This window comes from Aquimarina sediminis (assembly GCF_002895435.1).
Taxonomy (GTDB): domain Bacteria; phylum Bacteroidota; class Bacteroidia; order Flavobacteriales; family Flavobacteriaceae; genus Aquimarina; species Aquimarina sediminis.
The window spans coordinates 143,127-166,040 of the sequence record NZ_POYJ01000001.1 but is presented as its reverse complement, the minus strand read 5'-3'; the positions used below and the strand labels follow the sequence as shown (position 1 = coordinate 166,040).

23 protein-coding genes are annotated in these 22,914 nt (G+C 33.2%); 16 read left to right on the top strand and 7 right to left on the bottom strand.

The features are described 5' to 3' along the window. Positions 1–143: 143 nt before the first annotated feature. Positions 144–692: a porin family protein gene (locus tag C1X07_RS00725; protein WP_103068062.1), complete on the top strand. Its 549-nt coding sequence runs from the start codon at positions 144–146 to the stop codon at positions 690–692. Between the two features lie 78 nt (positions 693–770). On the opposite strand, the gene C1X07_RS00720 is transcribed toward C1X07_RS00725, so the two are convergent. Continuing rightward, the gene (locus C1X07_RS00720; protein WP_103068061.1) at positions 771–2,006 is read right to left on the bottom strand and encodes a DEAD/DEAH box helicase; all 1,236 of its coding nucleotides are present in this window, start codon (positions 2,004–2,006) and stop codon (positions 771–773) included. Between the two features lie 243 nt (positions 2,007–2,249). Here C1X07_RS00720 and C1X07_RS00715 point away from each other — a divergent pair, with 243 nt between their 5' ends. The 10 genes from C1X07_RS00715 (at position 2,250) to C1X07_RS00670 (ending at position 10,767) form a co-directional block, all read left to right on the top strand. Then, positions 2,250–4,175, top strand: a complete 1,926-nt coding sequence (locus tag C1X07_RS00715) for a vWA domain-containing protein (RefSeq protein ID WP_103068060.1) — start codon at positions 2,250–2,252, stop codon at positions 4,173–4,175. After that, a complete protein-coding gene (locus C1X07_RS00710) occupies positions 4,172–5,425 on the top strand; it encodes a dihydroorotase (protein WP_103068059.1) in 1,254 nt (417 codons plus the stop codon). The genes C1X07_RS00715 and C1X07_RS00710 overlap by 4 nt, the downstream gene beginning before the upstream one ends. Positions 5,426–5,485: 60 nt before the next feature. Next, complete coding sequence (locus tag C1X07_RS00705; protein WP_103068058.1) at positions 5,486–5,815, top strand: DUF4870 domain-containing protein; 330 nt, start codon at positions 5,486–5,488, stop codon at positions 5,813–5,815. A 54-nt stretch (positions 5,816–5,869) separates the two neighbouring features. Then, entirely contained in the window at positions 5,870–6,679 is an 810-nt protein-coding gene (locus C1X07_RS00700; RefSeq protein WP_103068057.1) for a hypothetical protein, read from the top strand. A gap of 4 nt (positions 6,680–6,683) precedes the next feature. Further along, entirely contained in the window at positions 6,684–7,343 is a 660-nt protein-coding gene (locus C1X07_RS00695; protein ID WP_103068056.1) for an alpha/beta hydrolase, read from the top strand. A gap of 341 nt (positions 7,344–7,684) precedes the next feature. Beyond that, positions 7,685–8,419, top strand: a complete 735-nt coding sequence (locus C1X07_RS00690; RefSeq protein WP_103068055.1) for a DUF6261 family protein — start codon at positions 7,685–7,687, stop codon at positions 8,417–8,419. Between the two features lie 102 nt (positions 8,420–8,521). Beyond that, positions 8,522–8,914 carry a type VI secretion system tube protein TssD gene (gene tssD / locus C1X07_RS00685; RefSeq protein WP_103068054.1) on the top strand — a complete coding sequence of 131 codons (393 nt, stop codon included), beginning with the start codon at positions 8,522–8,524 and terminating at the stop codon, positions 8,912–8,914. Positions 8,915–9,147: 233 nt separating this feature from the next. Then, positions 9,148–9,603: a hypothetical protein gene (locus tag C1X07_RS00680; RefSeq protein ID WP_103068053.1), complete on the top strand. Its 456-nt coding sequence runs from the start codon at positions 9,148–9,150 to the stop codon at positions 9,601–9,603. A 14-nt stretch (positions 9,604–9,617) separates the two neighbouring features. Next, positions 9,618–10,109, top strand: coding sequence for a hypothetical protein (locus tag C1X07_RS25245; RefSeq protein WP_241507164.1), 492 nt, complete (start codon positions 9,618–9,620; stop codon positions 10,107–10,109). Then, positions 10,039–10,767: a hypothetical protein gene (locus C1X07_RS00670; protein ID WP_164914063.1), complete on the top strand. Its 729-nt coding sequence runs from the start codon at positions 10,039–10,041 to the stop codon at positions 10,765–10,767. The genes C1X07_RS25245 and C1X07_RS00670 overlap by 71 nt, the downstream gene beginning before the upstream one ends. Positions 10,768–10,820: 53 nt before the next feature. Here the strand turns inward: C1X07_RS00670 and C1X07_RS00665 are convergent, their stop codons facing one another. From C1X07_RS00665 to C1X07_RS00655, 3 genes are all read right to left on the bottom strand, one after another. Next, positions 10,821–11,411 (bottom strand): YdeI/OmpD-associated family protein, encoded by a 591-nt coding sequence (locus tag C1X07_RS00665; RefSeq protein WP_103068051.1) that lies wholly within the window; start codon positions 11,409–11,411, stop codon positions 10,821–10,823. 13 nt (positions 11,412–11,424) lie between these two features. Further along, positions 11,425–11,820 (bottom strand): hypothetical protein, encoded by a 396-nt coding sequence (locus C1X07_RS00660; protein ID WP_103068050.1) that lies wholly within the window; start codon positions 11,818–11,820, stop codon positions 11,425–11,427. A 155-nt stretch (positions 11,821–11,975) separates the two neighbouring features. After that, positions 11,976–14,372: a glycoside hydrolase family 31 protein gene (locus C1X07_RS00655; protein WP_103068049.1), complete on the bottom strand. Its 2,397-nt coding sequence runs from the start codon at positions 14,370–14,372 to the stop codon at positions 11,976–11,978. A gap of 421 nt (positions 14,373–14,793) precedes the next feature. Between C1X07_RS00655 and C1X07_RS00650 the strand changes: the two genes are divergently transcribed. After that, a complete protein-coding gene (locus C1X07_RS00650; protein WP_164914062.1) occupies positions 14,794–15,144 on the top strand; it encodes a hypothetical protein in 351 nt (116 codons plus the stop codon). A 148-nt stretch (positions 15,145–15,292) separates the two neighbouring features. Here the strand turns inward: C1X07_RS00650 and C1X07_RS00645 are convergent, their stop codons facing one another. Further along, positions 15,293–15,790, bottom strand: a complete 498-nt coding sequence (locus C1X07_RS00645) for a hypothetical protein (protein ID WP_103068047.1) — start codon at positions 15,788–15,790, stop codon at positions 15,293–15,295. 3 nt (positions 15,791–15,793) lie between these two features. Then, on the bottom strand, positions 15,794–16,555 hold the full coding sequence (locus C1X07_RS00640; protein ID WP_103068046.1) for an MBL fold metallo-hydrolase: 762 nt from the start codon (positions 16,553–16,555) through the stop codon (positions 15,794–15,796). 166 nt (positions 16,556–16,721) lie between these two features. Here C1X07_RS00640 and C1X07_RS00635 point away from each other — a divergent pair, with 166 nt between their 5' ends. Beyond that, a complete protein-coding gene (locus tag C1X07_RS00635) occupies positions 16,722–18,170 on the top strand; it encodes a nicotinate-nucleotide adenylyltransferase (protein WP_103068045.1) in 1,449 nt (482 codons plus the stop codon). A gap of 70 nt (positions 18,171–18,240) precedes the next feature. Here C1X07_RS00635 and bcp read toward each other — a convergent pair whose 3' ends face one another. Further along, complete coding sequence (gene bcp / locus C1X07_RS00630) at positions 18,241–18,690, bottom strand: thioredoxin-dependent thiol peroxidase (RefSeq protein ID WP_103068756.1); 450 nt, start codon at positions 18,688–18,690, stop codon at positions 18,241–18,243. A 341-nt stretch (positions 18,691–19,031) separates the two neighbouring features. Here bcp and C1X07_RS00625 point away from each other — a divergent pair, with 341 nt between their 5' ends. The 3 genes from C1X07_RS00625 (at position 19,032) to C1X07_RS00615 (ending at position 22,848) form a co-directional block, all read left to right on the top strand. Then, positions 19,032–21,302, top strand: coding sequence for a tetratricopeptide repeat protein (locus C1X07_RS00625; protein ID WP_103068044.1), 2,271 nt, complete (start codon positions 19,032–19,034; stop codon positions 21,300–21,302). Continuing rightward, positions 21,303–22,049: a LytR/AlgR family response regulator transcription factor gene (locus tag C1X07_RS00620; protein WP_103068043.1), complete on the top strand. Its 747-nt coding sequence runs from the start codon at positions 21,303–21,305 to the stop codon at positions 22,047–22,049. It abuts the gene before it with no gap. A 130-nt stretch (positions 22,050–22,179) separates the two neighbouring features. After that, positions 22,180–22,848, top strand: a complete 669-nt coding sequence (locus C1X07_RS00615; protein ID WP_103068042.1) for an endonuclease III domain-containing protein — start codon at positions 22,180–22,182, stop codon at positions 22,846–22,848. The last annotated feature ends 66 nt before the right edge of the window (positions 22,849–22,914 follow it).

Genomic DNA, 22,914 nt, shown 5'->3' with positions numbered 1-22,914 from the left:
TGTTATTTCAAATTTTGTGGCGAAGATACAATATTCTAAACTTCAAAATAAACTTATAAGTGAACCTATTACTACCAATTTTAACCTTTTCTTAAGATTTAAGTTCCTATCTTTGACCTCAAACAAACCTTAAATTTACAATTATGAAAAAGCTTTTTTTATTAGCAATTGCAGTAATTAGTTTTTCTATTTCTTCACAAGCACAAGACATCAAATTTGGTTTTAAAGGGGGATTAAACTTCGCTACACTAAATGGAGATAATTTGGCTGGTGATCCAGATGGAAGAACAGGATACCATATTGGTGCTGTTGCTCAAGTAAGTCTTGCCGAAACAATAGCTTTACAACCTGAGCTTTTATACTCTGCTCAAGGAGTTAAAGATGTTGATATTGACTATGTGAACATTCCGATTTTATTAAAACTTAAATTTGCTAAGTTATTTAGTGTTGAGGCGGGACCTCAATTTGGCTTTGTAGTAAATGATAATTTGGATACTGCTTTTTCAGGTCTTGTTTCTGATGTAGAAACGAAAAGTTTTGATCTTAGTGGTGCTGTAGGTGCTGGAGTAGAGTTCGGTCCTTTTTTCGGTCAATTAAGATATAACTTTGGTTTTACCGATGTAATTGACATTGAAGGTTTAGAGACTAAAAACTCTAACTTCCAAGTTTCTGTTGGATATTATATCTTCTAATTAAGAAGATAAATAACATATAAAAAAAAAGCGGAAGTAATACTTCCGCTTTTTTAATTTACTTAAACCTCTACATCCTTATTTTTTGGTTCTCCTACGTCTGTTATAATTTCTACTATTCCCTTTTGGTTTAGAACTTCTACTCTTATTGTTTCTTTCTGAATTGGTGTTTTCAGAAATCAAGGTTGGTTCAAAACCTTCTACAATTTCGCTTTGTAATTTTTCACCAAGTAATTTTTCTATTCCTCTTACATAACTAATCTCATCCTGACTTACCAGAGAAATAGCTTGTCCACTTGCTCCTGCTCTACCTGTACGACCTATTCTATGTACATAATCTTCAGAGATATTTGGTAATTCATAATTTACTACATGAGGTAATAGAGGAATATCTAATCCTCGGGCTGCAATATCTGTTGCTACCAATACCCTAATAGTTCCTTTCTTAAAACCTCCAAGAGCTTTTGTTCTAGCTCCTTGACTCTTATTTCCATGAATTGCAGCGGCAGTAATACCATTTTTCACCATTTTTTGACTCAATCGATTTGCTCCATGTTTTGTTCTGGTAAAAACTAGTACTTGTTTCCAATCTCCTTCTGTTATAAACTTAATAATCAGCTCTGATTTCCTTTTTTGATCTACTCTGTATATTTTTTGGTCAATCTTTTCTGCGGTTGTATTTTGGGGAGTAGCTTCAACCCACACAGGGTTATGTAAGATCCCGTTAGCCAATTGTTTTATTTCTTTCGAAAAGGTTGCCGAAAACAACAAGTTTTGCCGTTTAGAGGGCAATAAATTCAAAATCTTATTAATATCTCTTTGAAAACCCATATCCAGCATACGATCTGCTTCATCCAAAATCAAAATTTCTATATTCGCCAAAGAAAGCGCTTTTTGACTATGTAAATCTAACAATCGCCCTGGGGTAGCTACTAATATATCAATGCCATTTCTTAATGCTCTGATTTGCGGTTTGGCGTTTACTCCACCAAATATCACCATCGATCTAAGGTCTAGAAATTCGCTATATGCTTTCACATTGTCCAAAATCTGCGCCGCCAATTCTCTTGTAGGTGTTAACACCAATGCTCGTACAGGTCTTTTCCGTAGTTTTTGTCCTTGAGACAAAATCTGCAATACTGGCAATGTAAATCCAGCTGTTTTTCCAGTTCCAGTTTGTGCAGATGCCAGAACATCTTTTCTTTCTAATATTGGTGGAATTGCTTTTTCTTGAATGGGTGAAGGTGTTGTATATCCTTTTTTATCGATAGCACGCAAAAGTGCATCAGAAAGTCCTAATGTATTAAATGACATATAAATTGTTTAAGAAATAACAATTATAAGGGAAATGCCATTTCTGAGTATATGGGCAAAGGTACATCTATTTTTATGATTTGTATTAATATAATGGCTTAGACCAGTGGTTTTATATAAACTTAGGCCACAGCAAAGGAGAAAAAGAAAATTAAATTACAAATCTATTCTCTCATAAAAAATATCTTCTTCCAAATCTTTATTTTCAAATCTTATAGTATATTTGACAAACTATATTAAGGAATGCAGTTTAAACATCCAGAATTTCTTTATGCCCTTTTTGCTCTTATCATTCCAATTCTAGTTCATTTATTTCAGTTAAGACGTTTTCAAAAAGTCGACTTTACTAATGTTAAGTTTCTTAAAGCGGTTACGGTTCAAACTCGAAAGAGCTCTCAGATTAAAAAATGGCTTACACTAGTCACCCGTTTGCTTGCACTGGCAGCGATTATTATTGCTTTTGCCCAACCTTTTTTAGCCTTAGAAGAAATAGTTGGTAAAAAAAGTGAAACGGCAATTTATTTGGATAATTCTTTTAGCATGCAGGCCAAGGGTTCTAAAGGGACACTTCTGAAACGTACGATCCAAGAAATCCTTAGTGAGCTACCCGAAGAAGAAACAATATCTCTTTTTACTAATACTGACGTTTTCCTCAATGTTACAAAAAAGGATATCAAAAATGACCTCTTACAAATAGAATACTCTTCAAATCAGCTTTCTTACCGTTCTGCTTTCCTTAAAGCCAAACAGCTACTTAGTTCGTCTCCTGAGACCATCAAAAGAGTAATTATGGTTTCTGATTTTCAGCAAAAAGAAAGCTCTTTTAGTCTGCCAAAGGATACTGATGCAAAGACACACCTTGTTCAGTTACAACCAGTCACAAGGCAAAATATAGCAATCGACAGTTTGTATTTGAGTCACAACCCAAATAACAACCTAATACTTAATGTATTACTGAGCAATATAGATGCTAATGGAGAAAATACGTCGATTGCATTATACAATGGGGATAAGTTAATTGCTAAAACGACCGTTTCAATTCCAAAAAATGGAAGGGCGACAACAGAATTTCGTTTAGAAGAAAATATAAAGATTAACGGTAGAGTGACTCTCGAAGATCCAGCAATAACATTCGATAATTCGAGATATTTTACTATAAACTCTCCAGAAAAGATTAAGGTAGTTGCGATTAATGAGTCAAATGGTAATTTTATCAAAAATATATTTACACCTGATGAGTTTAGATTACAAAATAGTTCTATAAATAATCTTAACTATAATGATATTAGCACTGCAAATCTTGTGATTATTAATGAAGTAAAGCAATTACCAATATCACTTATCAATGCCTTAAAACCATTTACTGATCAAGGAGGTACTGTTTGTTTTATTCCTGCTATCAACGGAGATTTGGCATCGTACCAACAACTTATAAGTGGATATTCTTCTCAAGGGCTGTTAACAGAACATTCTCAAGAAAAAAAAATAACTTCAATAAACTTTTCTCATCCACTATTTAGTGGGGTATTTGACAAAAAGGTTAGTAATTTTCAATATCCAAAAGTAAACAGCTACTATCGGGCTAATGCCTCTAACATCGCATTATCGTTCGAGGATAGTAGTCCTTTTTTGTATAAAATAAGTAATCTATATGTGTTTACCGCAGCTATAAACAAAGAGAATTCTAATTTCAAAAATTCTCCATTAATTGTTCCGGCGTTATATAACATGGGGAAACAAAGCTTACAACTTACTGATATTTCTTATACAATTGGTCAAACGAACTCCTATGATATTCCTATTGCGTTAAATCAGGATAGAATATTGTCCTTGGTTTCTGATAATGAAAGTATAATCCCGCTACAACAAAGCTTTTCTACCAAAGTTCGAATTACTACAGATGAAGTACCCACTAAATCAGGAATCTATAGCTTACAGGACAAAACGAATATTATTCAGCATGTAAGTTACAATTATAATAGTGCAGAAAGTGATTTACAGTATTATAATTTAAGTACTTCCGAAAATTATCAAGTCAGTACATCTATAACCGAGCTTTTTGATGAAATAAAAGAAGAGACCAGTGTTAATGAACTTTGGAAATGGTTTATTATTTTTGCCTTGATATTCTTACTAATTGAAATACTACTGTTAAAATACCTAAAATGAATTTCTTATTAAAGGCCGCTACTGTAATTGACCCTGCTTCTCCATATCATCATCAGACAGTTGATATTTTGATAGAAAATGGAACGATTACAGATATAAATACTACCATCAACTCCTCTAATCATATAGAAGAAATACAATTAGATGATCTTCATGTTTCGCAAGGGTGGTTTGATAGTAGTGTTTGTTTTGGAGAGCCTGGCTATGAAGAGCGAGAAACAATTGATAATGGATTGCTAGTCGCCGCAAAAAGTGGATTTACAGCTATTGCCTTACACCCCAATTCATCTCCGATAATAGATAATAGTGCCTCTATTGGTTTTTTAAAAGGAAAAGCTCTTAATAATGCTGTATCCCTATACCCTATTGGGGCATTAACCATGCAATCTAAAGGGATTGATTTGGCAGAGCTATACGATATGAAACAGGCCGGAGCAATTGCTTTTGGTGATTATAAAAAAGCAGTTAAGAACCCTAACTTATTAAAAATTGCATTATTATATGCACAGAATTTTGGTGGGTTAGTAATGTCATATCCTCAAGAAGATTGTATTGCAGGAAAGGGAATGGTAAACGAAGAAGAACAGAGCACCTTACTGGGATTAAAAGGAATTCCTGCATTGGCAGAAGAGTTACAAATAGTTAGAGATTTGTTTTTACTAGAATATACCGGAGGTACTTTGCACATCCCTACCGTTTCGACTGCAAAATCTGTTGATCTAATTAGAGAAGCCAAAGCAAAAGGACTACAAGTAAGTTGTAGTACTACCGTTCATCATTTAACACTAACAGATAAAGAACTGGTTACTTTTGATGCAAATTATAAGGTGCTTCCTCCACTACGAACTCAAAAAGACATAACTGCATTAGTAGAAGGTGTTGCAGATGGCACCATCGATATGGTAACCAGTGATCATCGACCAATGGATGTAGAATACAAAAAAGTAGAATTTGACAATGCCAAATACGGTACCATTGGATTAGAAAGTGCTTTTGGGATTCTTAATGAGAAACTGGGAATTGACACAACAATAGCAATGCTAACAAAAGGAAAATCAATTTTTGGTGTTGAAAGCCCAACTATCGATAAAGGAAATAAGGCAGATCTATCGTTATTTACCCCAAAACACAAAGCTACTTTTACAAAGGAGGATGTAATTTCTACATCAAAAAACAGTGCCTTTTTTGAGCAACAAACCAAAGGAACTTCGTATGGTATTATAGCCAATGGAAAAAACGTGTTAAAATAAAACCAATACCGATTTATCCAGTATAGATCAATCAATAATAAATAATAAAAAAAATCAATCATGCAATCTGATTACGCAAAACAAGGTAAAACAGCGGCTATAGTCGCATATATTACTATTATCGGAACAATCATCGCTTTTTTTATGAATCAGGAAAACAAGAATCAGTTTGCTAGCTTTCATATCAGACAAGGATTAGGAATCAATATTAGTTTCTACCTTTTGGGTGCATTGGCAAGTATTTTTGATTCTTGGGGAGTATCATCAGCATTTTATATATTCATTTTTGTTCTTTGGATATTTGGTCTTATAACCGCATTAAAAGAAGAGCAAAAACCAGTTCCTCTACTTGGTCCATATTTTCAGGAATGGTTTGGCTTTATTAAGTAAATCTCAATCCACGATTGGTAGCTTGTTACTATATGGTAATTAGAGTCTTTTTGTATGTTAAATAAATTTTTAAGGTGTATTCTAAAATTCTTTCTTTTCTGTTTATTAACTGTAGTTACTCAAATTGGTGGAGTTGTATATTTACTTTCTGAATTATTTATCAAAAGAACTTCTCAAAAATATAGACTTAAAAAATTCTTTCTTTTTATATTAGTTTACAGTGTAGCTACTTTTTTAATTGTCCCTTATACCGCCCCATTATTAGGTCGGGTAAGGATTAAAGATACTGCGCAGATAAAAGCACATTCTGTTTTTACCAAACTTTTGAATAGAGATTATGTATCTCCCAAGCTATATACAGCATTAGAAAATGTAGCTGAATCTTTTCAAAAATCTAATTCTGGGGTTGCATTAGTCTATCTAGATGCCAATTTTCCTTATATAAACGGTTTTCCTCTTCTCCCGCATTTGAGTCACAACGATGGTAAAAAAATTGATGTTTCTTTTGTTTATGAAGATCAATATCAAGAGATCGTCAATAAAAAACCTTCTTTTAGTGGATATGGAGTATTCGAAACGCCAACGAAATATGAATACAATCAAAATAAGATCTGTAAACAAAAAGGAAATTGGCAATATGATTTTACAAAATATGTAACTTTAGGAACTGTAAACAAAGACTTAAAGTTTTCTGAAAAAGCAACAAAAGATTTACTTTTGGCAATTATAAAACAGAAGCAGGTTAATAAAGTATTTATAGAACCTCATCTCAAAAATAGATTTAAAATACAAAGTAGTAAAATAAGATTTCATGGCTGCAGAGCTGTAAGGCATGATGATCATATTCATCTACAACTAAGATAAAATTATGCAAACCAAAACACTATCATTACATCATATCGTTAAAGAGCCAACCATAAAAAAGGACAAAACTCCAGTTTTATTTATGTTTCATGGGTACGGAAGTGACGAAAAAGATCTTTTTTCTTTCGCCTCAGAATTACCAGAAGAACTTTTTATCATCTCTGTAAGAGCACCATATCCAATGCAGCCTTATGGTAATGCGTGGTATGCAATATACTTTGATGCAGCCCAAGGAAAATTTAGTGATGATAAGCAAGCAATAGAATCCAGAGATAAGATTGCTAACTTTATTGATGAAGCCATAGACACTTATGATCTGGATGCTGATAATGTTACTGTCTTAGGGTTTAGCCAAGGAACAATACTTAGTTATGCAGTGGCACTCTCCTACCCTGAAAAGATTAAAAATGTAATCGCGCTAAGCGGGTATCTTAACGAAGATATTTTGGCAGAAAACTACACTACAAATGATTTCTCAAAACTTAATATCTACTGCTCACATGGTAGTGTAGATCAGGTAATTCCTATAGATTGGGCTCGCAAAGCTCCAACTACACTAGGTAAATTAGGCATACAGACCTCTTTAAACGAATTTCCGGTAGGTCATGGAGTGGCACCACAAAATTTTTATCAGTTCAAAGAATGGTTAAGTTCTAAAATATAGTACTTTACCGTTATTCACTTTCCCGAAACCTTGCTCTGGGTCAGGAGACGCTTTCGGAGTTTCCCGAAACCTTGCCCTGGGTCAGAAGACGTTTTCGGAGTTTCCCGAAACCTTGCCCTGAGTCAGGAGACGCTTTCGGAGCTTCCCGAAACCTTGCCCTGGGTCAGGAGACGTTTTCGGAGTTTCCTGAAACCTTGTCTTGACTCAAAAAATACCTATAGGATTGTATCATACAATATTTTGTATTAATACCCCTACAAATCAGCATTTTAGGACAATAATATTTTGAAAAAAATAATACATAATAGATATTTACTGTATTAACCACTAGTAAATATATTATGATAGAAAAAATCGATTTATCAAAATTACGCAATGACGAGTATATTCAATTTATTGTGGATACTACAAAAACAATAAGAAAAGAAAATGCTGTAGTTGAATTAGTAAACAAAAAACTTACTACTCTCGAAAAACAGAAAGAATATCTAGAATCTGTTTTCAAAAAACAATTAGGTAGCGATACTACCGGAGAGATACGCGAACTCGATCGACAGAGAGATTTCTCTATTATAGGTATCAAAAAGGTGATAGAAGGATATACCTATCATTATGATCCCGAAGTAAAACTACGAGCTATCCTGTTATCAGATAGCATAAGCAAGTATGATTCCTTGATTTATGATCAAAATTACCAGGCAGAAACAACGACCATTCGTAACCTGAAAAATGATTGGGAAACCGATATATCACTTGGCAAAGCACTGCAACAACTTCATTTATCAGATTGGGCAGAACAACTTGATGCCGTAAATAATGATTTTAATAACAAATACCTGGAGCGTAATACAGAACTCTCTAAAGCAAGCGAAGAGACCGTTACCTCTCTTAGAAAAGATGCGGACAAAGACTATAAAGTATTGATCTCCCACATAAGCTCCCACGCTATTTTAAATCCCACTCAAGAATTAACAAATATTGTAAATCAGATCAATACTCTGATAGAGCAATATAAAATTTTAATAGAAGGTAGAACAAAAAAAGATACCACAACCGATAGTAGTACTGCCTACTAATAAGCTCGTATCTAATTTTCAGAATAAGACTGTCTAAAGAGGATTTTTTAGACAGTCTTATTTACATAGCACAAATCACTAACTGTTAAAATCGCAAAACAAATGGCTATAATCGCCAAATTCTATATTGGAGACAAAGCATACAATGTTCTCCAGGCAGGTTATGAGTTCTCCCAGCGCAGTGATGAGACCGGCAGGCCTACCAATTACCGATCTGCCTTTAAAGGATTAACCATGATGATCGAGTCTACCCATGATAATTACTTTTTTGATATGGCTACTCACCCTACCAAAAAGGATCAGGGTAAACTTGTATTTACTGATGCCATACCTGGGGGGCGATCCAGAACCCTATATTTTGCAGATTTTGTAGTCATCGGTCACAAAACAGGATTTACTGCCAATGACAACAACTCTATGACAGAAACCGTATCGATCTCTGCCGGCGGGATCAAAGACTCTGTATCAGGTACAGCATACTCTAACCATTGGTAGCAAACACCATTCCCTGCATCATCGCCATCGCCAACAACAGAAACAGAAGAAGAACGACCCAAAAAATGCAGAATCGAGTTCAAAGCAGATAGCAGCGATCTAAAAGATGGACTCTTTGGCTTTGATACCTATACTAAATCTATGAATCAAATGGTATTGCTGGCAGAACAATCACCTACAAAGACTCCTATCGCAGCATACTGGTAGAAGATGAGGATTATCGTGTACCAAAGATGACTTTGCGTATCAATCGTACCATCACTCTGGACCTGGATAAAGACCTGCACCGAGAAGAAGAATACAGCGATATTTCCTTTACCACCCCTGCAGGGTTTACCATCACCCCAGTAGATAATCGTGGTAACCCCGTTGATCTAGTCGAAGCCGGAAAGGTAAAGATCACCTGCACCACCTATGGTGATACCAAAACCCCTACCACCATACAGGTACTGGCAGACGGCACAGTAGCAGGAGCCATTGATATAAGACATCCCGAACCCAAAACTATAACCGTAAAAACAGTAATACTAGAAGCTAAGGGAGGTAGAATCGACAACGATGTTAGTAGATTAGTAAACAAAACCACCCGAGAAAAACTGGAAGAGTATTTTAAAGCTGTACTAGATCCTGCCCAGATCGATATACAACTGGTAGATGATACACCGAAGTTTTTGATATTACCACCATAGCAGCAGATGACCAGATGGGGCAACATTATCTAAAAAAGATACAGGATACTATGACAGAAGGCAGCACCCATAGTGTTAAATTTACTGAACGGGATAAAGATGATTTTTTTAATAACTTGGGGCAACTCTATATATTAAAACGTACCAATGCAGGACAGCCGTATGATCGCAGGCAACTCTTGCTTATCTTTACTAATATGAAGTGTATGAAAACAACCCAAGAAGGTAAAAATCAGTATGGTAATGGAATCACTAAATCCGGAATATCTATGATGTTTATGGCAAACAATGATATAAGACCCCATCAAGAAATACCTCATGAGATCATGCATGGGGCGGGATTGCCTCATTCTTTTAAAGAAACTACAGAAAAAGACAAAGCAAAAACCCATATCTTTAAACAGGGCAGTACTGATAACTATATGGATTATAATAATGAAGCAAAAAGAAAACACCTCTGGCACTGGCAGTGGGATAAACTATATAAAAGCCGCTATGCAAAATAAGGTAAAAATCATGGCAATACTACTATGTAGTGTTGTCATATACAGTTGTAACTCGCAAAAAAGGTTTGTCAAAAATGATAACCTGTGCGGATTTGACGATGATATATTACTAAAAGAAAAAACACTATCCTTAAGTAAAAAACAAGATAGCCTTCTTTTGCATAAAAAACTGATAGAAGTAATCAATAACAAATCAACTGAAAGCACTTTGTTTAAACATCCCACTTATGGAACTATAACAAACAAGCTAACAAACAAACAAACAAATATTGAAAAATCATTGGTTTATGAAAAAGGTAAGTTAATTGGTTCTTTTTTTAGTTATGTCAAAGGAGGGGAAAATATTGGCAAAGAAACACACTACGATACAGATGGTACAATAACCAAAGTGATAGATCACAGGCAGGCAGACAAATACCCTATATGTTATAAAGAAGCCATGGCAATTGTAAAAAGAAGAATGGCTAATAGAGATACCATATTTAGTCTTGGGAAGGGTAAATGGGTAACCAAAACAAAGGATACCGTAAGAACTTGGGAAGTTTTTGTACGAGAAATAGATAAAAAGAAAGAAGAAGAAAAAAGTTGGGTATATAGAGTTAATGCAGTTACCGGAGAAATTATTAACAAAAAGGAAGTTATCTCTAATCCCAGATGAAGAAAACGCCTCTGGCAGTAGATCGAACTATTAAGTTAGTTATATTATATACACTACCTATACTTATCATTTAATCCAATACCTTTTAGAATCATAGGAGTTATTTTCTCTAATCTCGATATACGGGTAGTTTCTCTTTTTGCTGTAGCGATGTACTCGGCATATTCTTTTTGTTTGTAAGCAGTTAATCCCACAAAAGAATCGTTTAGATCAGCATCAGACATTAGAACAACGCGTAACTCTTCTGGAATATCTATTACTTTAGATCTCTCTATCTCAATTTCTTTACCATCTTTTTGGTTTTGTATTGCCTCTTGAACATAGTTAAAAACACTGTCAGAATCAATTTCATCTGTAGCATTGAATCGCCACTGGCGTAGCCCTTTAGTCTTCCCTTCTTGAGCATTGATAAGCACTTTGTTTTTATCCTCTAGAAATACACCTTGGTAAAACCAAATACCCACATAAGACTTAAACGCTCCTATCCCTACGACATTTTTTCCATTTATAGTATATACAGGAACGCCCCATTTTATGTTTTCTTCCATTTCGGTAGAAAGCATGATTGATCTAAGAAGTAGTAAAGCCTCGTTCCATCTTTTATTTTTAGAAATAAACTCTTCAACAGATTTATTCTTTTGCATGATATATTATACTTTATTTTCTTTTCAACGTAGAATAGGCTAAAACTTCTTCTTCGTCCAATGTATAATAACTAAAACTAATATGATTTTCATCCACTTTAGTTAATATTACAATCCCTCTTTCTATACAAATGCTTGTATTGTCTAATATCAATTCATCAAAAATAGCACGTTCATCAGAATATTCAATAAGTTCCCATCGCCCAGAACACTCTAAGCTAGGGTACTCTATATTAAACAACTCATTCTCCATGTCTATCTCTAAATCAATAGACCACGTATCACTTTCTACAGAATCCAATTGGTAGCCAACACCTACCCATTGACCATTAATCCATTTATCTCCATTAGGATTACAACTAGCTAAAAATAGGACAATCAAGAAAATAAGTTGGTTAATAGGTTTCATATTGTTTGGGTATAAAGATTATTAGTACTTTATACAAATCTAAAGAAATTTTATTCACTATACCCTTACTATATTTCCTACAACTGTTTGATTAACTTGTCTTTCTATACTATTTGAACTTCTAACACCAGTAATTACCCTACTTCATCCTGATTTTAAAAAGAAATATGTAAACTTTTAGTTTTCAGTGATGCCCAATCAAAAGATAGTTTCAATTCTCTTTTTGATTCGTCCCAATCAAATGCAGCAGAGTTTTCTCCAAGGGTTAACAATTTAGGCGCACTTTTAACATTATGAATTACCAATGTAACCCATCTATTAACAGGCGTATAATCAGTGCCTTTAATTGAAGATAATTGTATATTTACATTTCTACCATTTGTTTTACTATCAAATTTCAAAATCTCGTACTTTCCTTTCTCAAAGGCATTTGGTGTTTTGCCATCATCGTCATAAAGTTTTCCTGAGCTTTCTTTTATTGATGCATCATAATAAAAATGGAGCATTAATTCTTTTGTAGAATAGGCTAGCGTATTTTGAATTGGAGGCACCATAGGAATAAAAGCTCCTGCTTTTACAAATACAGGAATATGATCATCTACTATGGTAATAGTATGGTACCTTCCTCCTTCATACTTTTGTCCTGTATAAAAATCATACCAATTTGTTCCTTTTGGAAACGGAACATCCATTGAAGATATATTAGATTTGACTACTGGTGATACCAGAAAATCATCTCCCCACATATATGTAAAACTCATATCGAGTAACTCAACATTATCAATGTCATTAAAAAACAATGGGCGCATTAATGGCATACCTGTTTGATTATTCTCAAAAGCAATTGTGTAGTTATAAGGTAGAAGGCTGTACCTGAGTTCAATACTTTTTTTGGCTAGAGCTTTTGTTCGAACGTCATGAAACACAGGTTCTGGTGCTATATGTTCCTGAGCATGAGGTCTAAAAATTGGTTGAAATACTCCATATTGCAACCAACGAGTATACAACTCTGCATTAAAAACTTCTCCTCCAGCAAATCCTCCAAGATCAGAATGCATATACCCCAGCCCTTGCATTCCCATCTGCAATGCTATTTCTGTTTGTGCTTGCAATCCTCCCCAACTCCTACTTACATCACCAGACCATGGGATCATACCAAAACGCTGTGATCCCGAATACCCTGCTCTCATTAATATAAATGGTCGCTGTTCGGGAAAGTCTTCTTGGTATCCTTCATGAACCAATCGTGCCCAATCATGTCCATAAACATTATGAACCTCATCTGCACTCCCAGTAGCATGTTGTAGATCAGACGGATGTACTTCGGGCTCTCCTAGATCTCCCCACCAACCGGCTACCTGATAATCTTCGGTGTGCTTTTTATAGATATCCCAAAACCAATCTTTTCCTTTTGGGTTATAAATATCTATGATCCCTGTATTACCAAAATAAAACTCATAAGTATATGGTCGCCCAATAGAATCTTTACCCAAAACGCCTTCTTTTACTGCTTCTTCCCATTTTTTGGAAGTACTTAAGACAAAGGGTTCGGTTATTAATATTGTTTTTATTCCTTCCTTTTTAAAATCACTGATCATTTGTTTTGGATTAGGAAAGGAATCTTTTAAAAATTCTAGATTTCCCATTTCTCCTTTGATATTTTTACCAAACCAATAAATATCCAGGATTACTGCATCTAGTGGGATACTATCTGCTTTAAACTTAGCTATGGTTTCTCTGGTTTCTTTTTCAGAATGATATCCAAAACGACTGGCAAAGTTTCCAAATGCCCATCGTGGAGGGAGTGGTTGTTTTCCTGTAAGATTTGTATATTGATTCATTAGGTCTTTCCAATCATCTCCCGCGACTACCTGATATGTTTTTCGCCCACTTATTGTTTCATATTGTAGTGTATTATCTTTTTTACTATCAATATCAAGAAAACCAATAGGAGCGTTATCAAAATGAACTGCATATAGCTTTGAAGATAGTACCAATGGCATGGTATAATTCATTAATTCAGAATGTCCTTCATACCCATAGTGTGCTTTATTATATAATTGAAGCTTTTTTCCTCTTCTATTCATTCCTACTACCCTTGCCCCTGCTCCATAAATTACCTCGTTCTTATCGAGATTAAAATCCAATATCTCTGTAGAATCTGTTTTTATATACCCTTTTCCTTCTGATATTAATTCTTTTCCTTTGTAAGTATATGATATTCGAAATGGTTCTTTGATAACATGAACATCTATTCCATTGGTATTAATGGTTAACACACTATCATTCTCTAAAATTACTAGCTTATTATTAACTGGCTTTAGTACAACAGCATGCGATTTTGCGTTAAAAGTTTCTCCCGCAGGAATAAAAGATGTTTCTATAATTTTATTAGAATACGGTTTTATAATGTATTTACCATCGTTTCTAAAAACTTCTATATGTGTTTTCTCATTTTTATATCCTTGATAAGTACCAAGATATTTTTTTTTGCATGAAACCGATATTATAATTACAATTACTGATAGGATATATAGAGACTTATGATTCATGCACATAGATTTATTATGATTTCCTTTTAGGATTACTAATTGAAAGAATATCAAATATAATAGGAATCTCTATAAAATAATATCACCAGAGTCTTTGAAACCATAGAATTATTAAATTTTCATATAATTTCACTTTATCTAATAAGAATCCTAAAATTTTACTACAACGATTTCGTAACTATTTTATCTATCAATATTGCGATCAAGTGAATCTTATTCTTTCTTAACCTAATACTAATTATTTGTTTAAAAACTATAAACAATTAAGTAACATATAGTATGTAATTTTAGAATATCATTAATCAGAATAACTCTAAAGGTATTACATGGTATGAAGTTTATTTTCAAAATAAAACATAGTGTACTTTTTGGTGTATTATATACGAGCATATTCTCGATACAAGCGCAAACGCCAATTTTTATGAAACAAGATTTGCAAAATGAAAGATTTGACATCCCTCTATACAAGCAGCAATATCAAAAAACTTATCCAAAAGGAACTGGCAAGTCCTTTATACACTTTGAAGACGTTATAACATTTGGAATAATTTTTCCTACAACTAGTTTCTCTCAAGGACCCTCCGTAGGACAATACACTAATCAGGGATTAATCAATCAACAGCCAGTTCCTTTTATTAATAAACAACAAGCTTTAAAGTTCGTACCATCATTAATTAATTTCGAACAACCTTTTGGTGTATCAATTAATAATGCTTTACTGCTCCCAAAAAGAATCAATATGTTAGCTCATAAAAAGATAGGATTCTACTAAAACGTTTTTTTGAATATGAAAAAAAGTACAAATAACTCAACTATTATCACTTAAAAACAAAAGCTGCCTTAATCGGCAGCTTTTATTATAAAAAATATTTCAAAAACATATTTTAGTATCTAAATAGGTTTTATTTTATAGTTAATCATTAATCCCTTGGATACAAAAAGGATTTTTCTACCTCAAAATCAATTACTCCACCTTCTTTTACTTCATAAATAATAAAAAGTTCTCCCCAATAAACTCCATCAGTAAAGTCAGCAATAATCCATTTATGATTTAACAATCTTACTTTATTAACATTCATATTACCTTCCATCCCTACAAATGGTATTATTGGGTTATCTTTTCCGGCTTTATTTTGTCCAATAATTTGATCACTGATTGTTGTTGCCAGTTTACTAGCATCATACCCCATTTCTTCAAAATAACTTACAGCATCTTCATTACTATCCAAAGTAAAATAGGTAAGATCCATATTGGCACTTATTAATGAGTCTATCGTTGTTTCTTTGGTTGTAACCTCTGCTTGCAAATTGTCAATTTTTTTATCATAAGATTCTTTTGCCTTTTTTGCATTCATAAATTGAAAAAGAATAAACAATGATGCAAAAATGAATAGATATAAAAAGATTTTATTTCTCATACTTTAGATAGTTATTTTTAGGTTATCGTATGCTATATAAACGTTTTTGGGTAATATCTTCTCTACTTCGGCATGAAAACCTAACATATGACTGATGTGAGTAAGATAGGCTTTCTCTGGTTCTATTTCACGAATAAACTGCAAAGCTTCTTCAAGATTAAAATGCGAATGATGCGGTTCGATTCTCAGGGCATTTACAACCAAAACCTTTACTCCTTTTAACTTCAGCCTTTCTTGTTCATCCACAGTTTTTACATCTGTTAAGTATGCAAAATCCTTAAATCTAAATCCAAATACCTGTAGGCGGTTATGCAGTGTATTAATAGGGATAACATCGAGATTTCCAAGCAGAAAAGGTTCATTAACCAGTTCATTTTCTATTACACTAGGTGCTCCCGGATATTTGTTTTCTGAAGAAAAAATATATTCAAATCGGGTTCTAAGTGCTTCTAATACTCTTTTGTGCCCATATATAGGAATATCTCCTTGTCTAAAGAAAAATGGTCTGATATCATCTAATCCCATTGTATGATCAGCATGCTCGTGAGTAAAAACAATGCCATCAATTCTAGAGATCTTATTTGCAAGCATTTGCTGCCTAAAATCTGGTCCACAATCAATCACATATTGATATTTATCCCAAGAAATAAGTACCGACACTCGAAGCCGTTTATCTCTTTGATCATTACTTAGGCAAACAGGGTGATCGCTCCCTATAATCGGAATCCCCTGAGATGTGCCTGTACCAAGAAATATTACTTCCATATCCTAATTAAGTTGGACAAATGTACTTATATTTTTTTGGTCGAAAATCACTTATTTTTCTTAATTATAAGTTAAGGGTTAAGATGCAATAGAAATTTACATTCAAACTTTTTTAATACTTACGGTATTACTACCTTTACATTAAACAAAAAAAGCCCTTTTTACTATGCCTATTAAGATAATGGGAGATAAAGAATTTGAATCTGTCCCTTCAATAAAGAGTAAAGCTTTACGTATTAACCTGAATCAAAATATCTACGGTACCTTTGCAGAAATAGGTGCTGGTCAGGAAACTGTGCGTAACTTTTTTAGAGCAGGTGGTGCCTCGGGTACTATTGCAAAAGCAATGAGTGCCTATGATAAAGATTTTAGTGATGCCATTTATGGTATCGAAAATGATAAGCGTTATGTTACCGAAGCCAGGTTAAAAAAGATGCTTAGACATGAAGTCGGACTAATTGAAGAGAGGATTACTAGAGAAAAACATCCTAACAAACTATTCTTTAGTTATGCTAATACAGTAGCTACAATTGACTTTGCAAAAAAATATAAAGGTCACGGTTGGGTAGGTATTCGCTATCAAACTACTCCGAATGAGGATTATAATGAAATCTCCCTGCATATTAGATTTCATGAAAATGATGCCAAGCTACAACAGATGACTTTGGGGATATTAGGTGTTAACCTTATATATGGAGCATATTACAAGTATGATAATCCCAAAAAATTATTACGATATCTGTATGATCATCTAGATAAAGATCAAATAGAGATTGACACCATCAATTTCTCTGGTCCGAGGTTTACAAAAGTTGATAACCGCTTGATGAGCTTACAATTGGTTAAAAATGGGATGACCGAAGCCGTAATGTTTGGTCCTGATGGTAATAATATACTACCTGCAGCTATATTGTATAAGAAAAATATATTAGCCCTTAGAGGGAGTTTTAGACCTGTGACTAAGGTGAATATGGATATTTACAAAAAATCACTCAATATGTTTTTGAGTGAAAACAAAGTAAATAAAGATAAAACCGTGGTTATTTTTGAAGTTACCTTGTCTAACTTAAGAGCAGAAGGTGAAATCGATGAAGAAGACTTTATGGCTCGAGCAAGATTACTTTGCTCTTTGGGACAAACTGTAATGATCTCTAATTTTAAAGAATATTATAGAGTAGTTGAATATTTCTCCAATTATACCAAAGAGAGAATGGCTCTATCTATGGGAATCAATAATTTAATAGATATTTTTGACGAAAAATACTACCGACATTTAAGTGGTGGTATTCTAGAAGCTTTTGGTAAATTATTCTTTAAAGATTTAAAAGTATACCTATATCCATTAAAAAACCATAAAACAGGAGAGTTAACCAATAGTGACACCCTCAAAGTACATCCACGAATGAAAGAATTGTATAAATTCTTTAAGTACAATGGAAAATTACAAGACATCAAAGATTATGATCCTTCTATAATGGATATTTTCTCTAGAGAAGTTCTGCGTAAAATCCAAGAAGGAGAACCTGGATGGGAAGAACAGTTGCCAGAACTTATTCCTGAAATGATTAAAGCCAATAACTTTTTTGGATATAAAACAAAACAATCTGTAAAATAGAATTATATATATCAGAAAAAGCAGCTTACCTATGAAGATAAGCTGCTTTTTTTTGTTATAAACAAATACCTTATAGTATTTGAGACGCGTGGTCTTTGGTCTTTACCTTAACAATAACCTCAGAAATCACCCCTTTTTCATCAATTACAAATGTAGAACGGTGTATTCCATCATATTCTCTACCCATAAATTTCTTAGGTCCCCATACACCAAAAGCTTCAATTACTTTTTTATCTTCATCTGCCAATAAAGGATAAGGTAATTCATGCTTATTTCTAAAATTCTGTTGTCGCTTTGCACTATCTGCACTAACTCCAATAATCTCGTATCCTTGATTCAAAAATGTTTGATAGTTATCTCTAAGATTGCAAGCCTCTGCTGTACATCCGGGGGTACTAGCCTTTGGGTAGAAAAAAACTACTAATTTTTTCCCTTTATAGTCTTCAAGAGAAATTGTATTACCATCCTGATCTAATGCCGAAAAATTAGGAGCTTTATCTCCTTTTTTTAATTCTATCACTGTATATAAATTGTATTTATAATCAAAGTATACCGCAGAGTATTCATTTCTCATAGAACACCAACCCTATAATTTGCTTATTTTTTTATTTACCATAAAAGTATGGCAAATTATGGAATTATAAAATATAAGAAACGAATTAGATTTTTTTACTTTTTGATCTTCCTCAACTATCAGTATAAATTATTATTAAAAATATGCTTCTTATATCTTATAAAATCCATTAATTTATAACCCTAATATTTTATAAGCATGTTAATACATAAAAAAGTATTGATACAATAACTAACTACCAACCTATTCATAATCCCTCACATTGATTTCAACTCATAATTTTTAGCATGAAAAAAATTACGCTAGTCGTCTTTATACACCTCTTTGCACTTAATGTCTTTTCTCAAAATCAAACAAGAATTGATTCTCTTTTACAAGTCTTAAAAACAAAAATTACAGAGAAAGAAAAAGTAGATATATACAATTTTCTTGCAATAGAACATGCAGAGTCTGATTCTACTAAAACTATCTATTTTTCTAATCTTGCCATCAAAATAGCAAAACAAATAAAGTATTCTGAAGGTTCTATCGATTCTTATCATCAGATTGCATGGACCAACATGAAATTTGGAAGGTATAAAAGAGCTATTGATATCTTTAGGAAAACCCTGCCTCTTATAGAAAAAACCAATTACCTAAATGGGTATGCAAAAATGTATAGTGGTTTAGGAACAATCTACAACGACCAAGGGAACTATTCAAAAGCACTAGATTACTATGAAAAACTTATTGAGGTAAGAAAAAAACTAAAAAAAGATAAAGATATTGCAGATGCCTATGTAGGGGTAAGTCGTATTTATTATAATCAAGCTAATTACCCAAAAGCCCTAGACTATCTGACCCAAGCTTTAGAATTGATAGAAGATTCTAATCACATAAATCTAGTTTCAAAGATTTATACGAACATGGGTATTATATATTCTAAACAAGGTGATTTTGACAATGCCCTTGTTTATCACCTTAAATCACTTGAGATAATCGAAAAATCAGGGCACAAAAGAGACTTAGCTTCAACTTACCTTAATATAGGTATAAACTATGTGAAGCAAGGTAATTATACTAAAGCCCTATCATATAATTTTAAAGCTTTAAAAATTAGTCAAGAATTAGAAGATCAAAAGGGAACAGCAAGAAGTTATAATAACATTGGTGGTATCTATCATGAACAAGGAAAGTATGTAAAGGCACTAGAACATTACCATAAATCATTGCAAATTAAAGAAAAACTAGGGCTAAAACGTGGTGTTTCATCGAGTTGCAATAATATTGCGATTATATACTATCGTAAAAAAAACTACCCCAAAGCTCTTGAGTATCACCAAAAAGCCATCAAAATAAGAGAAGAAATAAAAGACAAAAGAGGCTTAGCTTCAAGTTTTTTAAATATCGGAAATGTTTATTTGGCTCAAGAAAACTACCTCCAATCAACACATTATTATGAAAAAGCCTTAAGTAATAGCCAAGAAATCGGTAACAAGCCAATTATGGCAAAAACTTTTAATGCCTTAGGAGAAGTTCAATTACGCTTAGGAAATTATCTTGGCGCTACAAAATACCTTAGCCAAGGGGTTAACCTATCCAAAGAACTTGGGTATTTAAGTGCACTTAGATACGGTACTAAATTATTATCAGACACTCATAAAGCTTTAGGAAATTACAAATTAGCATTAGAGAACTACGAGATGTATCATTCTACCTATGACTCATTATTAGGTAAAGAAAAATCAAAACAAATCTCTCAATTACAAGTGCAGTATGAAACCGAAAAAAAAGAACAGAAAATTAAAAGCCTAGCTCAGCAAGCCTCAATCCAATCTCTTCAACTAAAACAAGCTAATTTTAACAAAACCATCTTTGGTGCCATTTGTATAGTTTTATTATTACTTGGATTGATCCTATATTTGATAAGTAGACAAAAACGTTTAGCATTAAAGCAAAAAGCACAAAACATAGAACAAAACCTATTGCGTGTACAAATGAATCCACATTTTATTTTTAATGCCATGACTTCTATCCAGGATTTTATGAATCAAGGAGATGCCAGGCAAGCAAGTATGTATTTGGTAAAATTCTCTAAGCTAATCAGGCAAGTTTTAGATAACTCTAGAACCGAATTCATTAGCCTAGAACAGGAAATAAACATGCTGGATAACTATTTAAGCATCCAGAACTTAAAACGAGAATATCCCTTTAATTTTAAAATAGAAGTAGAAGATGGTTTGTTAAGTGATGAAATTACAATCCCTCCAATGTTTGCACAACCATTTATTGAAAATGCAATAGAACATGGTTTTTCTTCTATAAAAGAAGGGGCAATTATTCGTATCTGTTTTTCTGTTGAAAAAGATCATCTGGTTTTAAAAATATCTGATAATGGATCAGGAATAGAAGAAGCTATGAGCATAAAACGCAAAAATCACGAGTCTCACGCTATAAAAATCACAACAGAAAGAATTGACCTCTATCGTCGAATGCAAAAGAAAAGAATTTCATTTGATATCCAAGATCTTTCGCAAGGTACCCAAGTAACCTTTAATTTACCATTTCAATATTTATAAATGAAAGCAATCCTTATAGAAGATAACCCATCTGCCAGAAAAAGTTTTTTAAACCTACTTAATGAGTATTGTCCCGATATACAACTTATAGGTCAAGCCTCAAATGTTGCCGAAGGAATAGCTACGATTAGTGCCAGCCAACCTGACCTCATGTTTTTGGATATAGAAATGCCCGATGGTAACGGATTTGATTTACTACAAAAGTTACCAGAGATTAGTTTTCAAGTAATATTTGTTTCCTCTCATGAAAAATATGCACTGAGAGCTATCAAATCAAGTGCGCTAGATTATATACTTAAACCTATTGACCCAGAAGAATTAGTCGAAGCCGTGGAGAAAGCAAAATCCGAATTTGAACATCACAAAACACAACAAAGAGTACAAACACTTATAAATAACATTAGTAGTCAATCAAAAGAACCTACACAGTTAATTCTAAAGGATAAATATGGTATTCAAATCGTATCTATTAAAGATATCATTCATCTCGAAGCGAATGGGAGTTACACAAAATTTTTTATCAATGGGCAGGATAATCTATTAGTATCCAAAGGTCTTAAGGATTATGAAAACATCCTTTCTTCTCAGCATTTTTTTAGATGCCATCAATCTCACTTGATTAATCTAGATTATTTATTAAGGTATGACAAACGAGACGGAGACTTTCTTGTTTTAAAGGATAAAAGCAAAGTTCCTTTAGCAACTAGAAAAAAAGAAAGCCTACTGAAAATCATTAATGCAAAATAGCTTGGTTCCCCAATTTTTATTTGATAATCTTACCCATTCTACAAAAAACAACTTTTCAAGAAAATTTAATCTTTTCTATTAATTCCAAAATTTCATTATTTCATACATTAGTACAAATTAAGCTCGAGATATGACTAAACAAGAAAAAGTAGATTTTACTATACAGACACTTAAGGAACTATACCCTAGAATACCAATTCCATTAGATCATAAAGACCCTTATACTTTGCTAATAGCCGTATTGATGAGTGCTCAAAGTACAGATGTAAGAGTTAATAAGATTACTCCTCTTCTCTTTGAACGGGCAGATAATCCACATGCGATGATTAGACTCTCTGTAGAAGAAATTAGAGAAATCATAAAACCTGTTGGTTTGAGCCCTATGAAATCTAAAGGGATTTATGAATTATCACATATTCTGATAAATGAACACAACGGAGAGGTTCCCCAAAGTTTTGAAGCTCTAGAGGCATTACCAGCAGTGGGTCATAAAACTGCTAGTGTTGTTATGTCACAGGCTTTTGGAGTACCAGCATTTCCTGTAGATACTCATATCCACCGTCTAATGTATCGCTGGGGGTTTACGAATGGCAAAAACGTGACTCAGACAGAGAAAGATGCCAAAAGATTATTTCCAAAAGAGCTATGGAATGATTTACACCTTCAGATCATATGGTATGGAAGAGAATACTCTCCTGCAAGAGGCTGGGATCTTGAAAAAGATATAATTACCAAAACTATCGGTAGAAAAACGGTTCTTGATGAATACCAAAAAGGAAAAAAGCCTATTAAAAAATAGGCTTTTATATGTTTAGTTTAAAATCGTTTCGAATTTAATTTTTTGGTATTCTACCACTTGTAACGA

What these genes read in the sequence shown, in the direction of transcription:
- C1X07_RS00670 (WP_164914063.1), top strand. Translation starts at nt 10,039, where the DNA reads ATGAAGCAAAAAGAAAACACCTCTGGCACTGGCAGTGGGATAAACTAT.
- C1X07_RS00680 (WP_103068053.1), top strand. Translation starts at nt 9,148, where the DNA reads ATGACTTTGCGTATCAATCGTACCATCACTCTGGACCTGGATAAAGAC.
- C1X07_RS00645 (WP_103068047.1), bottom strand. Translation starts at nt 15,790, where the DNA reads ATGAGAAATAAAATCTTTTTATATCTATTCATTTTTGCATCATTGTTT.
- tssD (WP_103068054.1), top strand. Translation starts at nt 8,522, where the DNA reads ATGGCTATAATCGCCAAATTCTATATTGGAGACAAAGCATACAATGTT.
- C1X07_RS00715 (WP_103068060.1), top strand. Translation starts at nt 2,250, where the DNA reads ATGCAGTTTAAACATCCAGAATTTCTTTATGCCCTTTTTGCTCTTATC.
- C1X07_RS00650 (WP_164914062.1), top strand. Translation starts at nt 14,794, where the DNA reads ATGAAACAAGATTTGCAAAATGAAAGATTTGACATCCCTCTATACAAG.
- C1X07_RS00665 (WP_103068051.1), bottom strand. Translation starts at nt 11,411, where the DNA reads ATGCAAAAGAATAAATCTGTTGAAGAGTTTATTTCTAAAAATAAAAGA.
- C1X07_RS00615 (WP_103068042.1), top strand. Translation starts at nt 22,180, where the DNA reads ATGACTAAACAAGAAAAAGTAGATTTTACTATACAGACACTTAAGGAA.
- C1X07_RS00620 (WP_103068043.1), top strand. Translation starts at nt 21,303, where the DNA reads ATGAAAGCAATCCTTATAGAAGATAACCCATCTGCCAGAAAAAGTTTT.
- C1X07_RS00655 (WP_103068049.1), bottom strand. Translation starts at nt 14,372, where the DNA reads ATGAATCATAAGTCTCTATATATCCTATCAGTAATTGTAATTATAATA.
- C1X07_RS00700 (WP_103068057.1), top strand. Translation starts at nt 5,870, where the DNA reads ATGTTAAATAAATTTTTAAGGTGTATTCTAAAATTCTTTCTTTTCTGT.
- C1X07_RS00710 (WP_103068059.1), top strand. Translation starts at nt 4,172, where the DNA reads ATGAATTTCTTATTAAAGGCCGCTACTGTAATTGACCCTGCTTCTCCA.
- C1X07_RS00660 (WP_103068050.1), bottom strand. Translation starts at nt 11,820, where the DNA reads ATGAAACCTATTAACCAACTTATTTTCTTGATTGTCCTATTTTTAGCT.
- C1X07_RS00635 (WP_103068045.1), top strand. Translation starts at nt 16,722, where the DNA reads ATGCCTATTAAGATAATGGGAGATAAAGAATTTGAATCTGTCCCTTCA.
- C1X07_RS00705 (WP_103068058.1), top strand. Translation starts at nt 5,486, where the DNA reads ATGCAATCTGATTACGCAAAACAAGGTAAAACAGCGGCTATAGTCGCA.
- C1X07_RS25245 (WP_241507164.1), top strand. Translation starts at nt 9,618, where the DNA reads ATGGGGCAACATTATCTAAAAAAGATACAGGATACTATGACAGAAGGC.
- C1X07_RS00720 (WP_103068061.1), bottom strand. Translation starts at nt 2,006, where the DNA reads ATGTCATTTAATACATTAGGACTTTCTGATGCACTTTTGCGTGCTATC.
- C1X07_RS00640 (WP_103068046.1), bottom strand. Translation starts at nt 16,555, where the DNA reads ATGGAAGTAATATTTCTTGGTACAGGCACATCTCAGGGGATTCCGATT.
- C1X07_RS00690 (WP_103068055.1), top strand. Translation starts at nt 7,685, where the DNA reads ATGATAGAAAAAATCGATTTATCAAAATTACGCAATGACGAGTATATT.
- C1X07_RS00725 (WP_103068062.1), top strand. Translation starts at nt 144, where the DNA reads ATGAAAAAGCTTTTTTTATTAGCAATTGCAGTAATTAGTTTTTCTATT.
- C1X07_RS00695 (WP_103068056.1), top strand. Translation starts at nt 6,684, where the DNA reads ATGCAAACCAAAACACTATCATTACATCATATCGTTAAAGAGCCAACC.
- C1X07_RS00625 (WP_103068044.1), top strand. Translation starts at nt 19,032, where the DNA reads ATGAAAAAAATTACGCTAGTCGTCTTTATACACCTCTTTGCACTTAAT.